Genomic DNA, 15,704 nt, shown 5'->3' with positions numbered 1-15,704 from the left:
ATCACTCGATGCGAGTAACGGTTACTCGTATGGTAGGGTTGTCAAATCGATGTGCCTGGGTTAACACAGATTGCGTTAAACCGTCATCCATGCTCACCACACCAGGGTGTGCCGCGACGAAATCCACATCATCACGTTCAGCATTAAATCCTTCCCCACCAGCTGCAGGTCCCGGAATGGTTTCAGCGATCTCGCTGTTTTTTTCCGTCCCCGCATCATAAGAACCCATAACCAGGGAAATACTTTCGTTCATTGCTAAGTGACTGACATCAAGGGCATTAATACCGGTAAACGCATCATTGGTATTCACCAGCATGGTGGCAGCACTTAAGTACACAGGTTCAATATCTGCAACCACCACTTCAATGGTTTCACTACTTCCCGGCATCAGAATATCCGCACCAGAACTGCTTGCCAGCACCACATCAAGTTCGAGCACCTGAGACTTATCGCCACTCTCTGCAAGGTTTTCCATGGCATCATTTGCAGATTCGCCAATATTCCAGAGCATTCCCTCATTGTGCAGGACGACGGCGAACGGAGACATGGGTTGAGCATTAGTCAGATTGGTAACACTTACCTGATATCGATATTGCCTTGGTTCAGGGTCGGGCATCGGGCCTTCGTTATCATCATCGTCGTGACATGCGCTTAACAGAGTAAGAAAAATCCCGGCCATCAGCAGTTTCAGGTACAGGCTTTTTAATGATTTCATGGCCCCTCCTAATTAACAACAATGGTAACCACGGCCACCGGGTTTAACCAACGATGCACGGTATTATCGAGATCGCTTTTCCCGCCGTTTGGATCATCGTCACCGAGATTGCCACGGTGAATATGGACCAGGGTGTTATCCTCGGTTGACGTGACCCCAGTACCACCAATTCCTGCATCCATGCCAGGGGCCACCGGGATACCGGGTTCACCCGGTGCTCCGGCGCCATTAACGATTTCATCGTTTGCCTCAGTGCCAGCATCGTAGGCATTTAAGTTAATGGTATAGGTACCTGGCTCGGTGGGGATCATCCAGCTATCTAGCCCGACAAAACCATCGTTGGTTGGCAATAGCATCGATGCCAGGGACAGGTAATCATTACCCTCCAGGTTCTCTAACGTGGTGGCAATGCTCTCGCCCGGTGCTAGCAGCCCGTCTGCCGGATTTTCGACCATATTGGCACTGACACTGGTCAACAAGGTGCCCATCGATGAAATGTCACCAACTTCGGCGATTGCCTGCAATTCCGGCGAGGCATACTGCCCTACCCGAAACATCACAGCGTCGGACGAATGAGCAGCAATCAGCAGCGGCGTAAAATACGTCCCCTGGGTCAAATTGGTAATGGTTATCTGTAAATTCTGTGACCAGGCATTGCTAGCTACGACAAGAGGTGCCAGGGCCGCCATCCATTTCATTTTCATCATTATTTTCCTCATAATATCGGGTTGTCCCGTTAAACTTGTTCATCCCTAGTATGGTGAATAAATAAGTCTCATTCCCTCACAGCTCGTTAACAAAATCATCACAATCAAGGCGCGTAAATGTTATGAAATTTTTTCCTGAAAATTCCGTTCTTTATCTCGTTACCGCGGCCAACGTTTTGCCAGAACGCCAGCCAAAAACACAGGCCACAAGCCCCAAAATCAGTCCGCCGACAAACACCGGCCATGGTGGGAGCATTGCCAGTTGAAGTATAAAATTGAGCCAGATTTCAGTCTGTGCGAAGGTGATAAAGCCTAAATAACTTGCTGTCACCACCACCCCGGACAACAACCACGGCCTGCCGTATTTGCGATTGCGCAAGTAAAGAAAAATCGCAATGGCCACGGTGACGATAATGGTTAACAGCAACGAATAATTAAATCGATATAAGGTGTCGGCGCCGGTTATTGCGAGCCCGGGAATAAAGGCGACGAATAAGCGTGCAATGATAGGTCCGAGCAGGCCGAGCATGGTGGCAAACATATAACCACTATGTAATGCCACCGTTTGGCGGTGTTTCAATGCCAGGTACACCAGTAACGGCGTCAGGAACGTTAAGGTGATATCAACGACTAGCAACGCGGCGCCTACTTGCTGATAGAACACACTTCCGTTAGCCGTATTTACCGCGCCCTGGTGTGACACCAGGGCAAATGCTGCGGTGATAAAGGGAGTCAGCACAAATACAGCCAGGCCAAGTTGTTTATGTACATCAAAGCGTTTCTTTGCCGCCAACCAGCTTTGGGTAATTAACAACAATAACCACAGGGAACTGGAAATACTGTGTAAGTGATGCGCAACCGGCGCTTTGCCGATAACCAAAAAATAGTTAGGTGCAAACGCAATCAGGATCAGGGGGATCAATCCCAGTAAATAGAAATGCGCTTTTGAATATGGCATAACGTTTTTCCTATCATTTTAAGGGCCATTTATTCTTTGCTGAGCAACTCTCAATCAATATTTATCGATAACAACATCGCCGGCACAAGCCCCTGAGCATCAATACAACTGTCGGTTTAAAAAATCATTTCAATAAGTTGTAACAAATCAAACTGGGCCTGCAACTGCACTTTGTCGCGGGTTTTAATGTCGCCAAAGTCTTCAATATCATCGGTACGCATTACCAATTTGACGGTGATCAACTCATTAATCAGACCCGAAGCAAGATATACTCCCGCTAACGAGTCTTTATATACGCTGCGACCCTCAAACGAGTGTTCATAGCCGCCGGACAATAGCGGGATCAGCAAAGAGCCGGTGTGGTAGCTGAGCCCGGCACCCAGGGTAAAATAATCGTCGTGCTGAAAATCGGCTTCCAGGTAATTAAAGGTAACGGCAGCATCGAATGTGATGCGCTCAAATGGACTGTCCGCCCTGGCCGCTGCCGTGAATAATACACTGTTTTCCATCGCACCAAAGCCAACCCTTAAGGTTCCTGAACAGCAATCAAGCAGCTCCTGATTTAATGGCCAGGTACCGGTTTTCGAGTACTTTACCCAGGAGTCCTTGATCGGCTCGGATATTCTCAGTATCGTTAGTAACGCTTTATTCTCCGCCCGAAACTCACAGTTGTAGCACTCCGATGCCTGTTCCTGCATCACAATTAAGTTGTCATAACTGGTCTTGAAATGTTCTGCCGCCCACTTCGGGTAGTCGACAAATAGCTCTTCCTGCAACGACTTTGACTTAAACTGGCTTCGCGCCAGCCCTTTCAGGTTATTCATATAATTATTAAAGGTCAGGGGTTCGGCATCGCGGCCAGAGAAGGTGTAAAACGCCTGGGCCAGAGCAATATAAGTATTTTGATAGTAATCCCTGGTTAGCGGTAACGACGCTTTAAATTCGTTGTTATACAGGTAGATAAGAAAATCCCGCTCATAGCCCTGGTTGTCCGCTTCAATTTTTGGAGTTGCCACGCCAGAGCGAGACAGTTGCTGAGGTTGAGTCAAGGTTTTAATCCGGGCGATCATCTGTTCCTGAAGGCATTGCCTTATGCTTTGTTCACTACTGTCCTCGCAGGCGTAAGTGCTCATTAAATAGGCGCCGTCGTAGACGCCGATTAGGTAATCATGAACACGAAAGTGGGCCGAATAAAACGCGCCAAAATGCGCATGAAAATCTGCCAGTAAATTGTGGTAACGACTGCTCATGCGAAAATGATAGCGTTGCTCATCGCTATGAATTTTCTCCATGGTCTCCCGATAAGTTTCGCTGGTGGCAGTATCGAAGGAGCTTCCCAGGTACAACAGGTAATCCCACAAACCGACGCGATCCGGTTGATGATCATGACTTTTTACCGATGCCATCGCCGACGAATTTTCAGCGAGGACGTTATCAGAGCGATAATTATCGGGATGAATAAAGACGATACGTTTTTGCGCGTCAGTATCGATTGACTCACTTTGGTACAGCTCATGAATATCTACTGATACGCCAATCGGTGCGTTGTCGAATAACCCGCCATCGCTAAACAGAGAGGTTGTGGCGTATTCTGGTTTACATCGTCGTTGGCCAAGCTTTTTACTGATACAAAATGGCAATTCGACCGGAGCAAACGCGACCGGAAAAGAACTCGACGCTTTGATGGCATCGAGAACGATATCCGAATCAATATACCCGGACGGAGTCTCAGGCAAGGCGATAAAGTAATCCGGTAACAGCTCAGGATTATCAGCGTTAAATTGATTTAGGTAGACATTCTTAAAAGCAATACGGTTATTAACCGTACTAACCTCGACGGGAATGACGAAGCGTTGATAGCCGGTCGTTTGATCGGTGTTATTGATTTTCTCCTGATAGGGGTACATCAAGGTGACTGAAAAAGTGGTGATAATCTTACACGGTGAACCGCCGTTTACAGCAGAGCGTTCGTCATCATTCGCTGCCTCAATGGGCAATGGTTGCGGCTGTATTTGCTGATTTGCAAAATCAGCAGGGTTAAGTAAATACGGCGCCAGGTCCTGTTTTACCTTATTAAAAATGTTGTCACGATTAAACAATGACCCCTCATTATTACGGCGGTTGAGGCTGCTGATATCAATGTTCCAGCTGGAGCGTAACAAGTTGGAATGCACGTTTTCATCAAGATGCGAACATAGGGTGATAGCCGATAACATGCTATTGATGCTACCGGCGGAGGCGCCGGAAAACGCCACCAGAGATTGATTACTGTGCTGTTGTATTTGCTCGATTAAATACCAGTTCAGTCCAGACTCGTAACTGCCAAGGCTGACGCCGCCTTTTACGGCGACATAATATTGTGTATCGGAAGGTGGCGACTGGGATCGTTCAGGCGTTACCCGCTGAGAAGATTGTGCACCAGCGCCCCGACTCGATGCCAGAAGTAGTACTAGGGTTATTAAAACATTCGCAACCAGTCTTTTGGTTATCATTGGCCTGTTTTGCTATTGGTCAGGCACTGTTGGCACGGCGAATACCAATTATCAAAAACGAGGGTATTTATCCGACAGGCTAATTAATGGAATTTGATTTCCCCATCTCCTGCTGGCGCATGGGCATCGCATCTATGGTTTGATAGAGCTTTTGCAAATCCAGCTCACTGGTGAACAGCTTGGCTTCACCATCTTTTCCGATCAGGATAATCACATCACCATCCCCGGTATTGCCAAAATATTCGGCTTTTATCGAATTTCTGAATGTTTCAGAAATTGCCCCGGGGTAATTACTATCAATCGAATCGGCCTGAAAAATAAACCAGTAGATATGTCGCTCGCTAAGTTCATTTTTATCGGCTTGTAGTTTTTCTATCAGGGAGCTTTTCGCTTGGTCAGAGCCTTGCATCAGCAATACTCGCGCTCGCCATTGCAAATCACCGATATCGGTTAGCTCTTCAGAATTTACTGGCATTATCGAACTTGTGATAAAGACAAACAACACGCCGAAAGTGGACCAAGCGGAAGTGCCGATTTTCATTTTCATCTGAACCCTCTGTACCTGACAGTTATACCGGACAACTATCAATGTTGTTAATAACTAATAGCATAGGTGAGGGTTAGAGAAATTGTGAAATAAATGAAGGGATTATAGCCATCGGACACAGCTGGTGGTAATTGATGCAATAGAGCACGCTACTCAGGAAGCAACGTGCCATTAGCTAAAAAAGCCCGGCTTATTCAAATTCCTGCTTTGCGCCCTTACTCATCACGTTGAGATAAACGCTCGGCAGTAAGGCAAAAAGCCAGCGGGCAATATTCGCCACTTTTCCTAAATACACGGTGCGTTGACCCTTGATGCCGGCAGCCAGGATCCTTTTCGCCGCAAGTTGAGGTGAGATTTGCTCACCATTGGTATTTTTCTTCAGTGCTCCCGGCGAGGAAACCCCGGCATTTACCTGGGCGGTAAGTTCCGGGCGGGAACGGACAAATGACGGACAAATAACCGAGACACCCACCCCTTGCTCTTTTAATTCACTGGCCAGCGAATAAAAGAAGCCCTGCATGGCATGCTTACTACCGGCATAAATAGACCGTCCATATAATGGCGCGAAGCCAGCGACACTGGACATGGCAATAATATGCCCCTGATTGCGGATAATCTCGTCTAAACACAAGCGGGTAATGTCCACCGCTGCGGTATAATTTACCGCCAGGATACGATCTGCCAGATCTTTGCCTGAATCGGTGAAACGGCTCATATGGGTGATCCCGGCATTGTTAATCAACACATCAATGCGACCAAAGCGCGACTTAATTTGCGCCACTGCATCGACGAGTTGCTCATAATCGGTAATATCCAACGCCAGGTTCAACGCATTATCATGCTGTACCGCGCTGTCCGTATTCAGATCGAGACAGGCAACCAACGCCTCTTGCGCTAACAGCTGCTTGCACAATTCCTGACCGATACCACCACTGCCACCAGTGACAACGACCACCTTATTTTGATACGGATGCATGTTCCAAATCCTTCACCATACTTATTTGTTGAAAATGATCGAGTCGGGTAATTTGCGTTAACGTAAATATGGCGAGTAATACCAGGGTCACAATCACTCCACCGGCAATCATTAACGAATACTGGGCGCCGTAAACCTGCGCCACCATACCGGAAAATACGCCACTCAGTGCCGGAATGACCTGGCCGATTATGGTGTAACAGGCCATAACCCGACCGCGATAGGCACTGTCGCACATCTGATTCAGGCCTGCGACAATGAGGCTGATAGCCATACCACCGGCAATGCCCGAACCGAGCAACACCAGCACCGACAAGGTTAAATTAGTGATTAATGCTAAGGAGCCGAGACCAGCTGCGGCAACCAATAACGAAAGATTCAACTGCCAGCCTAACTTGCCAAGGTTACGGCTAGCCATGCTTAGCAAACCACCGACAATCAGCGAAAATGCCACTAAGGATAAATAATTGCCCTGCGCCGTTTCGGTTAAATGCAATTGCTGTTCAGCGATAACCGGCAACAGAACCTGCATCGGCCCCATCAGCAGGTAAGTTATCATTGACAGTAACAACAAGGGTTTTACCATGCCGGGCTGCAACATAACCCGCCAGCCATCTCGCACCTGCTGCCAGAGGGAGGGTTCGTTAACCTGACGCTGTTGTGCTCCATCATTCGATGCCTGTTCTGACGTTATTACACTGGACTCTGGATGGTACTGTAACAGTGCCAGCAGCAGTGAAGATACGACAAACATCAGAGCACCGATGATAAAAACGCCCTGGTAGCCGTAGTTCACTGCAACGTTTTTCACCAGCATTGGCGCAATGCCGAATCCGCTCATCACCATGAGGTTTAGGGCGATGGTACCCGCGGTTAACTTATCTTCGGCAATAAATGCCGGCAATGCCGCAAACCGGGCCGGAGAAACGAACGACCACCCCACCCCGGCAAAGAAGGCGGCAACAAGTAACAACGCCACTTGCACCAGTGACGAACTATCGAGTGCAACATACAGCAACGCCAGACTGATCAGGAAGGCGTTCTGGGCGATCAAAATCACCCGTCTTGGTGAATATCGGTCGCAATATGCCCCTGCCAGCCAGCCCAGGATGACTGGCGGCCCGAAACAAAGGCCATAACCAATGCCGGCCAACATCGGCGACTCAAACCAGTCTATCGCCAGAAAAATAATGCTGTAGTTAACCAAATGACCGGCGATAAAAGCCAGCAGGCAGGATAACAAAAAGCCCGGTAATTTATTCATTATCGGCAGATGCTTGCTGTGGCTTATCGGTTGCCGGACGGACTTTTGAGTCCGTTGATTCCAGCTCATTGTGATATTGCGGCTGCAAACGAATCAAGGTCGGCTGGCCATCTTCGATATGCCAGCTTGGGAAGCTGGAGTTGGTAGTAAACACGTCACCATTGGGTGCAATTTCTACATCGCGGGTAAACGTCACCCGTTTCGGCATCGGGTAATGGTGCCATTTTTTATCTTCAATATCATAACGATAAAGAGCATCCGAGGTATTACCATTAATCCAGACGATGTCACGGCTGCGATCCACATTCAACGAGTAAGGTGTTTCACTGCCCAATGGATATACCGGAATTTCAACGTTTTCAAAGGTCTCGGTTTTCGGGTCAAATTTAACTATCATCGATTCCGGGAATGCAGCGATCCATAAATTACCTTGTGAGTCACTGCGCAATCGTCTGGGGCCGGTAAACGGCGTATCATAAACGGTCACTTCTAAGGTTTCACCGTCAATTTTGCCGATCGAATCCGCGTGTAGCCGTGCAAACCAGATATCACCATTAGGGGTGATATCAATACCATATGGTAAGGGTACTCCTGAAGATTGTTCATCAATTGAAAACCAGTTGGCCAGCGGTAACCCCCAGTCCATCAGCTTCAGGATCGCCCCCATAAAGTTTACGGTCAAGCCCTCGCCAAAGTTGCGGGCAGGCAAATCAAACATCTGAAAGCTTTTGCTGGTACGGTCAAACATGGCGATTTGGTTCGATAATGCCATGGTGAACCAGACCCGGTCCTCGGCATCGATCCGCACGGTATGGGGATAATAACCATCATCCATCTCATGAATGATGAATTCCTTGCTGGTGACATCGAATTCCACCAAACGTTGCTGATACGAAGTGGTGATAAAGATATTGCCATCAACTTTAGATTCAGCAAAGGAGTGTATACCGGCAAAGGTTTCATGTTTCGGGAATGAACTTAATCGATTACCCATCAGGCCACCGTGCTTGTCCCCTTTGGCCCGCTTCATTTTATAAACCCTGTACTCGCCATTTTCCGGGTTAATCTCATACAGGCGGTCCTGCAGGTTATCACCTACATAAACCAAGCCATTGGAATGATAGAGCAAATCATGCATTTGCGAGAAAGCATCGCCAATTGGCCACTCGGTAATTTTGTCGTTAGTTAACGATTTCGCCCACGGTGTACCATCTGGAATTAACTCAGGGTTTTCAAATAAACGTTTATATTCGGCACTCAATAATCCAGGCAGTTGTTCTTGCGCTTCATCATGCACCCGGGCACCATAACCGACCATGCGATAGACGATTTCTTGCCAGCTTTCTTCATCGCGAGGGCGACGGAAAAAATGCGATCCCTGCTGATGACAAAAACCACATTGCATCACGTAGTGTTTTTTCAGATCTTCATCACCCAAATCCAGGGCTGACAACCAGGTATTGGCAGGCTTGGACTCGGCCAGCAATAATGGGTCTGTAATTGCCTGCATCTGCAACCGCAAATCTTCATCGCCGTTGGCTTCTACGGTAACATCATGAAAGTCGGGGCGGCGAATACGAATACGGACCTTTTCGTCTTCGTAGCTATTAAATTGAACCACACCATTATCATCGGTAAAGCGCGTGTGCACGGTATTGGCACGATTCAGGCGACGCTCCGGTGGATACCCCATATCAGACTTGTCCAATACAAAGCCCTCGACAGGTGTCTGCATCACCATAACCTGTGGCATTGGGTTATTGTCTTTATCGGTTACAACTATGGTTGCCGCCTGTGCGGTCGCGCTCAGACAAACGGCGGCGATCGCTGCACTAACAGAATACTTCATGAATTAAACGTCCTTTTGCAATGCAAGAAACTGCTCCAGCGCCTGCTGGGAAGTGTATGTAGGTTGATGACTAAATGTTTTTTTGATCTTATCGTTTGCCAATACCGGACGGTATTTCACAAACTTCACCTGTTCCGGTCCATACTGGGTCACACCGAGAGGCTTTAATATGCTTAACGCACCTTCAATCAACCAGGCAGGTAACGGCAAATAAGGTTTATTCAGGGTGCGGGCAATCTGCGCCATGGAAACGCTGCCATCGCCAGCGAGATTATAATCACCTTCCACCCCGGTAAACATGGCTTCCTTAACATAGGCCACCACATCTTCAGACCAGATAAAAACAAATGGCCCTGGATAACCGGCAACGCCGGTAATGATTTTTTGCTGAAACAGGTTAACAATAGGACCATCAAAATCTGGCCCTAATATGGTACCCGGTCGTAGGATCACTTGTTTAAGAGCCGGATAACGGACCTTGGCTTCGGCCATGATGGCTTCAATTTCTGCCTTATGGGCACTGTAAAAATAGTCCGGATTGCCTTTTTTCGGGTGCTCCTCGCTCAGCCAACCGGTATTTTCCGGCCAGTAGCCAAATGATGCCCCGGAGGTGGTAATAATAAATTTCTGGCAATCAATTTTCGCAGCCAGTTCGACCAACTTTCTGGTCGCAACCACGTCAATTTCATAGGCTTTCTCACGCGGCATGGCTTTGGAAATCTGCAAAATCGATGCAAGATGAACGATAACGTCTGGCTTTATCTGTTCCACCCACTGGTAAAAATCGGGTTGACAGATATCCAGCGCTTTATAAGTAATGTGATTGCTATCGTCGAGCTTTATGTCCGCTTGCGGCCTGATATCGGTGGCAAATACCTGGGTCTCATTGCCAACGTTCAGTGATTGGATCAGGCGTCGCCCCAAACAGCCGGCCGCTCCAGTAATCAGTATTTTCATTGTTATTCTCCCCGTATCGGCACTGGTTGATCAGATTTTTGTTGTTTGAATATCAGGGCAACGGCCAGACCGGCAACGATATGCCAGGTTCCCCAGAAGGCGCATATCAGCGCCATCCCTGCTTGCCCGCCAAACTGAGTAAATACGATGGCAATAGCTAACGACGAATTCTGCATGCCGACTTCGATGGTCACCGCCTTTTGATCGCGAACTTCCAGGCCAGCCGACCTGGCACTTAAATAACCAATTAAAAATGCCATGCTGTTATGAATAAAAACAATCAGCAGCAGGAACCAGATATGCTGTAAAAATGCCTGATGGTTTTTCAGTACGGCGATCAGAATAAAGGCTACTAACGCCAGCAAACTGGTATTTTTAAGGATTATATGCAGAGTTTTTGCGGCGCGTTCAAACCTGGCGCGAATCAATAACCCTGCGCTAAGCGGAATTGCCAATACCAGGATCAGGGTTTTGAAAAGCTGTTCGGAGTCAACATTAATGGCCTGCATGATTGCCATCGCCGGTTCGTTAAATTGCGACCAGAACATGAAGTTAAATGGCATCATAATCACCGCGGTGGCGCTCGCGGCGGCGGTGAGAGATATGGACAACGCCGTATTACCGCCACTTAAATGGGTGACAAAGTTAGAAATTGCGCCTCCCGGACAGGAGGCGACCAGCATCATGCCAAGTTCTATACCAGCAGGTAAATCCACCAGCAAAGTCAGTGCGCAGGTCAGAGCCGGCAAGAGAAGGAATTGGGCACCCAGGCCAGCAATAACGGCCTTGGGCATAGTGATCACCCGTTTAAAGTCTCGCCAGTGTATATCAAGCGCCAGACCGAATATCATACTGGCCAGCACCAGGTTTAAAATCCATTGCGTACTGGAATCGTAAAATACCGGACCTATTTCCATCTTATTATTCTTGTCATTGTTATTATTGGAAGCCTAATACTAACCAAATAAAAGCGAAAAATAATGACATTTAACGCCAGTGATAAATGAACCATGGCGTGCAGGGTAAAATACGTCATTAAGACACCAATCGCGATGAGGTTGCGCGCCATGGTCAGTCCGCAAAATGGAGGGTTAGTGCAGAATGGGGTCTAATTACTTTGGCCTTTGCGATATTGCAACGGCGTCATCCCGGTCCAGCGTTTAAACGCTCTCTGGAATGCACTTTGTTCTGAAAAGCCCGTCATTTCGGCAATATACATGATCGAATAATGTTCAAATTGCAGGTAATCCATCGCCATTTGCTTGCGCAAGTTATCCAATAGCTGACTATAACTGGTTCCGGCGTCGGATAACTTACGCTGTAAAGTACGAACGCTGAGATTCATTAATTCAGCAATTTCATCAATATCAGGAACCTTTACGGAAAGACGGTTGATCATGTACTGGCTCATCACCTCAATGGGCACAGCCTCGGTAAAACTAGCAAGCTGTTGTTCAGCATGCTGACACAGTAATTCGTGTAGCTGCGGTTCATGTTTTATCAGCGGAACCTGCAATAACTCGGTATCAACTACCACGCCGCTGGCGTCCTGAGAAAATAATACCGGGCATTGAAAATATCGTTCATATACCCGTTCATCGCCTTTACAGGCATGGGCAAAAAACACTTTTTCTGGGATAACCGGTGCTGCGGATAATTTGCGGGCTAAAGCAACCCAGCCGGTAATAATTTCTTCAACCGTATGGTGGGAACAGGCATAAGCGGGTACCCAGGTGATGACGGTCTGATCATTGGTTTGTTTTAATACTGGTGAACCCAGGTTCCCTACCAGCGACTGAAACTTATATTGTTGTTGCAGTGCCCGGTTAAGGGTTGGCGCGGTATACGCGATATAGCCTAATGTGCTCCAGCGATCCGGTTCAATCGATTGACCAAAATTAAAGCCAATATCATTTAATCCAAGAACGGATTCGGCATGATTATATAGGGCTTCTAACACGTCAGTAGACAACAGCGAGTGCTCATTAAATAACGACGCTTTGTCGAGTCCGACTAAGTCAAGGCTTTGCCGTAATGGCAAGCCCAAGTGAGACAAGTAAACCACCAGAGCCCTGACGGAGTGAGAAGAGACTTTGAGCATATCAAGTTACAGCCAGTTGCCGCCAGGGACAAACAATGGGATTTGGACTTAATGGTGTATCAAATGCACCATTCAAGACCTGACCCCTTATCACCGGGCAAGTCAAAATTAATACGTTAATAGCTTATATTTAAACACATTTATCTGATTATGTTGTAGATAAATAGTAAGGGATTTATTGATAACGTCAGCAGAGGCGCTCCTTTATGGACGAGTTATCACTCACCGGTAACGGACCATTGAGCTCTTGTTGGCAGCTATACCGAAAGCAATCGACCTCAGGATTCTCTTATTTCGTGCAGGAGCACGCGACTTCGCCATTAGTGTGCAGCCATTCGGAGTAATCACTGGACGGACACTGATTTTTGATATTCGCACAAGCCGCACCGTTGTAGCGTATCTCGCTGCCGGTGAGATTTTCCAATACCTCCCTGGCGACATAGTCACTCAGGGGTTGCGAACCCGAAGAGCATCCTGATAACAACAGTAAAGTGAAAACAATCCAGTATTTCATCATAAATCCTTTGTTCTGATCCCTATTAGTCCTTCAAGTGCATCAACAACAGCTTGCCCTGCTCCATCAACTGGTTGTTAAGCTGACAATATTTCCGCCAGCGTACAGACCGGGCCTGAACGGAGAAAAACTAACGCATTCTGTTGATACCTTGCTGCCAGGCAACAAGCATCATGGCGCTCGATATCGAGAATAAAAACACCAGGCTCTATCCACGTCCCCGCCAGATTTCGCCCTTCACCGTGGTAGTAATGATAACCCTGCCGGTCTAATTCGGCCTCGAGTTTTAATTGCGCTATGCGATTTTGTTCATCGCTCAGCTTTTCACTATAAGGGTTACAGGCCGTAATTAATGCCGCCGTATGCGCACCTTGTTGTTGCAACCATTGGTGCAGTTCGCCGCCCGAGCACCCCAATTCGATGCGATAATCCTGGTTATCAATTATCACTCGATATCGGGCCTGTCGATAAATGGTCATCATCTCGACAGATATTCGCCCGGACATGGTCATTATAAATCGCTGAAAACCTAATGTTCTTTTTGTCTGCTCGAAGGTGGTACAGATCGGGTTACTGGCCGAGATGGCGCCCGCGGAATTGTTCGCGGTGTCGTTGTCTGATAGCTTCGAGTTGGTGCCTGTATCGATCTTGACGGAGCACTATGGGTTGGAACGCTGCGAACATTTGATGTTGAGCGAACCGAAGGCGACACACTAGGGGTTATTTCCCGTGATGATGGCAGGGTGCGTTGATTAATGCTGCGACCCGGTAATGACGATGCCCTGGCCGACTCTATCATCCGCCTGGAAGTTGCCATCGAATCACGGCTACCGGCAATGTCGGCATTGATACTGGGACGAGAGCTTCGCGTAGTTGGCTGAGGTACAGACTGAGTTGCTGTTTCGCTATTGAGTCTGGCCTCCCTGAGCTGCTTAAATTGTTCCGGCGAACTCGATAGTTTCTCCTGAAAACGTTGATACCTGTCATCGTTGCGCATTTGCTGACCCAATTCGTTGTTGGATCCGTTAATTTGCCTGGTTGCCGTGCGGGTGCCAACGGCCTGCGGCCCTTGCTCAACGGTATATGTGTTCAGGTCGCGACCTTGTTGTTCAAATCGTTGTTGATAGCGTCCAATCAGCTCCTTGTTGAGCGGGCGAGGTGCTGTTTTCGGCTCAGGGTTTTGCAACGCTTCAGTCAATTTGCCAGACACTGGTTTATTACCCATCCGACTGGCCGCATCCTGAATTTGTGCCTGCGCTTGTACATCTCGCTGCAATTGCTCCTGTCGTTGTCGGATTAACTCTTTGCGACCAACGCCCTGTTCTCCACCCACGTAGCCCATTTTGCGCATATCCGCTGAATTGGCATCCGTGTACACCTCACGATTTGAATGATACTGGCGTTTGGCAAAGTCGGTACGATAACCGACACCTTTGCGGTGCCTGGGATCATGCCGCCACTGTTCACCTAAATCCTGCTTGATCTTGTTCGCATAATAGGGCTTTTTATGATGATAGCGACGACCCGGGTAGTATTTATTGCGATAATGATATGGCTTGTAGCGGTAATCGTTGTAGACCCTGACATGATAGCCAGGCCAATAGAATGAATTAAAGTGATAATTAAAGGACAAGCTTACTCCCGGCAACCAGGTGTAGTAACCAATGTGGGCGAAATGGCTGTGATTATGATGCCAGCGCCAATCCCAATAGACCGGTGGGTAATAACCCCAACGCCAGTTTCCGTAGACCACACGGGTATCATAGTAAGGTACATAAATCACTTCTGGCTGAGGTGACTGGATAACGATTACATTATCCTCTTTGTACACATCTACCTTGTCCATACTATCCAGGCTGCCGGCTTTATCAGCTTGCTGACGCAATGACTGGATGTTGGCAAGCAGTCGCTGCTCATCATCAAGGAAGGCGTCACCTAGATCCTGTAACCAGTCGAGATCATCACTGATGCGCTGCAAGACTTCCGGAAAGGCAATGAGTGCCTTGACGCTTGGATCCCAGTCTTCATTTTCAACTGCCTTCATCGCCTGATCATTAGACATCGACAGATTTTTCTGGCGCCAGCGATTGGCTTGCACAACTTCCAGAGGATAAGTCGCCGCGATAAGAATATGGGTTAATAAACTGTCAGGATACAGGGCGATAGGCGCCAACATCTGCTGCAGTTGCGCTTCACTAAATATCTGCTCATCACTATCTGGCTGGCGTTTTTCTGCAGCAGTGGCTTTTTCTGTTGTTGCCGGACTGATTTGCCGAGCAGTGTTGTTGGGTTGCTGAGCAAACAGCATCGACGCTGAACTTGTCAAACAGACCATTGCCAGCAATTGAGTTAAACGTGTCATAAGCCACCTCTTCGCAAAATGCTTTCCATGCTGCACGGCTGTCAGGTTAATGCTCTAAGTATAACGCAAACCATTATTATCACCCTGATGCTACAACCTTTCCAAGTTAATCAACGCAACAAACGCCTAAATTCACAGCAATTTTTCATTTGTTATTCACTTATACGTGAATGAATCGTAAATGTCTACGAATTGGCTCGTGATAAAAACTGACCAGATTCTGTTACGTTATTCGTTTAATCGATTATTTAACTGTGATTGC

Annotated in this window: 14 protein-coding genes; all 14 read right to left on the bottom strand. The window is 47.7% G+C overall.

Annotated elements, in window-relative coordinates:
* Position 1: 1 nt before the first annotated feature.
* Entirely contained in the window at positions 2 to 715 is a 714-nt protein-coding gene (locus E8M12_RS07375) for a spondin domain-containing protein (protein WP_136735449.1), read from the bottom strand.
* 8 nt (positions 716 to 723) lie between these two features.
* On the bottom strand, positions 724 to 1,419 hold the full coding sequence (locus E8M12_RS07370; RefSeq protein ID WP_136735480.1) for a spondin domain-containing protein: 696 nt from the start codon (positions 1,417 to 1,419) through the stop codon (positions 724 to 726).
* A 154-nt stretch (positions 1,420 to 1,573) separates the two neighbouring features.
* Entirely contained in the window at positions 1,574 to 2,380 is an 807-nt protein-coding gene (locus E8M12_RS07365) for a hypothetical protein (protein ID WP_136735448.1), read from the bottom strand.
* Between the two features lie 116 nt (positions 2,381 to 2,496).
* Positions 2,497 to 4,872 carry a patatin-like phospholipase family protein gene (locus E8M12_RS07360; RefSeq protein ID WP_136735447.1) on the bottom strand — a complete coding sequence of 792 codons (2,376 nt, stop codon included), beginning with the start codon at positions 4,870 to 4,872 and terminating at the stop codon, positions 2,497 to 2,499.
* A 79-nt stretch (positions 4,873 to 4,951) separates the two neighbouring features.
* On the bottom strand, positions 4,952 to 5,347 hold the full coding sequence (locus tag E8M12_RS07355) for a DUF4174 domain-containing protein (protein ID WP_169303067.1): 396 nt from the start codon (positions 5,345 to 5,347) through the stop codon (positions 4,952 to 4,954).
* Between the two features lie 262 nt (positions 5,348 to 5,609).
* Positions 5,610 to 6,395 carry an SDR family NAD(P)-dependent oxidoreductase gene (locus E8M12_RS07350; protein WP_136735445.1) on the bottom strand — a complete coding sequence of 262 codons (786 nt, stop codon included), beginning with the start codon at positions 6,393 to 6,395 and terminating at the stop codon, positions 5,610 to 5,612.
* A complete protein-coding gene (locus tag E8M12_RS07345) occupies positions 6,376 to 7,659 on the bottom strand; it encodes an MFS transporter (protein WP_169303066.1) in 1,284 nt (427 codons plus the stop codon). Before E8M12_RS07345 ends, E8M12_RS07350 begins: the two co-directional genes overlap by 20 nt.
* Positions 7,652 to 9,508, bottom strand: a complete 1,857-nt coding sequence (locus E8M12_RS07340; RefSeq protein WP_211245004.1) for a Vgb family protein — start codon at positions 9,506 to 9,508, stop codon at positions 7,652 to 7,654. The genes E8M12_RS07345 and E8M12_RS07340 overlap by 8 nt, the downstream gene beginning before the upstream one ends.
* A 3-nt stretch (positions 9,509 to 9,511) precedes the next feature.
* Positions 9,512 to 10,465: an NAD-dependent epimerase/dehydratase family protein gene (locus E8M12_RS07335; RefSeq protein WP_136735443.1), complete on the bottom strand. Its 954-nt coding sequence runs from the start codon at positions 10,463 to 10,465 to the stop codon at positions 9,512 to 9,514.
* Positions 10,466 to 10,467: 2 nt separating this feature from the next.
* Complete coding sequence (locus E8M12_RS07330; RefSeq protein WP_136735442.1) at positions 10,468 to 11,382, bottom strand: bile acid:sodium symporter family protein; 915 nt, start codon at positions 11,380 to 11,382, stop codon at positions 10,468 to 10,470.
* 191 nt (positions 11,383 to 11,573) lie between these two features.
* Positions 11,574 to 12,566, bottom strand: coding sequence for an AraC family transcriptional regulator (locus tag E8M12_RS07325; RefSeq protein WP_136735441.1), 993 nt, complete (start codon positions 12,564 to 12,566; stop codon positions 11,574 to 11,576).
* Positions 12,567 to 12,855: 289 nt separating this feature from the next.
* Positions 12,856 to 13,083 (bottom strand): hypothetical protein, encoded by a 228-nt coding sequence (locus tag E8M12_RS07320; RefSeq protein ID WP_136735440.1) that lies wholly within the window; start codon positions 13,081 to 13,083, stop codon positions 12,856 to 12,858.
* A gap of 74 nt (positions 13,084 to 13,157) precedes the next feature.
* Positions 13,158 to 13,592 (bottom strand): DUF3293 domain-containing protein, encoded by a 435-nt coding sequence (locus E8M12_RS07315; protein WP_136735439.1) that lies wholly within the window; start codon positions 13,590 to 13,592, stop codon positions 13,158 to 13,160.
* 17 nt (positions 13,593 to 13,609) lie between these two features.
* Complete coding sequence (locus tag E8M12_RS07310) at positions 13,610 to 15,442, bottom strand: DUF3300 domain-containing protein (RefSeq protein ID WP_136735438.1); 1,833 nt, start codon at positions 15,440 to 15,442, stop codon at positions 13,610 to 13,612.
* Positions 15,443 to 15,704 lie beyond the last annotated feature (262 nt).

Origin of the sequence: Thalassotalea mangrovi, assembly GCF_005116735.1 — a bacterium.
In the GTDB taxonomy this organism is placed as follows: domain Bacteria; phylum Pseudomonadota; class Gammaproteobacteria; order Enterobacterales; family Alteromonadaceae; genus Thalassotalea_A; species Thalassotalea_A mangrovi.
This window is presented reverse-complemented; position numbering and strand designations above follow the sequence as displayed.

Bases quoted from the DNA above. Each gene is read 5' to 3' on its own strand.
- E8M12_RS07325 (WP_136735441.1), bottom strand. From the start codon at position 12,566: ATGCTCAAAGTCTCTTCTCACTCCGTCAGGGCTCTGGTGGTTTACTTG.
- E8M12_RS07350 (WP_136735445.1), bottom strand. From the start codon at position 6,395: ATGCATCCGTATCAAAATAAGGTGGTCGTTGTCACTGGTGGCAGTGGT.
- E8M12_RS07335 (WP_136735443.1), bottom strand. From the start codon at position 10,465: ATGAAAATACTGATTACTGGAGCGGCCGGCTGTTTGGGGCGACGCCTG.
- E8M12_RS07365 (WP_136735448.1), bottom strand. From the start codon at position 2,380: ATGCCATATTCAAAAGCGCATTTCTATTTACTGGGATTGATCCCCCTG.
- E8M12_RS07355 (WP_169303067.1), bottom strand. From the start codon at position 5,347: ATGCCAGTAAATTCTGAAGAGCTAACCGATATCGGTGATTTGCAATGG.
- E8M12_RS07360 (WP_136735447.1), bottom strand. From the start codon at position 4,872: ATGATAACCAAAAGACTGGTTGCGAATGTTTTAATAACCCTAGTACTA.
- E8M12_RS07330 (WP_136735442.1), bottom strand. From the start codon at position 11,382: ATGGAAATAGGTCCGGTATTTTACGATTCCAGTACGCAATGGATTTTA.
- E8M12_RS07370 (WP_136735480.1), bottom strand. From the start codon at position 1,419: ATGAAAATGAAATGGATGGCGGCCCTGGCACCTCTTGTCGTAGCTAGC.
- E8M12_RS07340 (WP_211245004.1), bottom strand. From the start codon at position 9,508: ATGAAGTATTCTGTTAGTGCAGCGATCGCCGCCGTTTGTCTGAGCGCG.
- E8M12_RS07310 (WP_136735438.1), bottom strand. From the start codon at position 15,442: ATGACACGTTTAACTCAATTGCTGGCAATGGTCTGTTTGACAAGTTCA.
- E8M12_RS07315 (WP_136735439.1), bottom strand. From the start codon at position 13,592: ATGACCATGTCCGGGCGAATATCTGTCGAGATGATGACCATTTATCGA.
- E8M12_RS07320 (WP_136735440.1), bottom strand. From the start codon at position 13,083: ATGATGAAATACTGGATTGTTTTCACTTTACTGTTGTTATCAGGATGC.
- E8M12_RS07345 (WP_169303066.1), bottom strand. From the start codon at position 7,659: ATGAATAAATTACCGGGCTTTTTGTTATCCTGCCTGCTGGCTTTTATC.
- E8M12_RS07375 (WP_136735449.1), bottom strand. From the start codon at position 715: ATGAAATCATTAAAAAGCCTGTACCTGAAACTGCTGATGGCCGGGATT.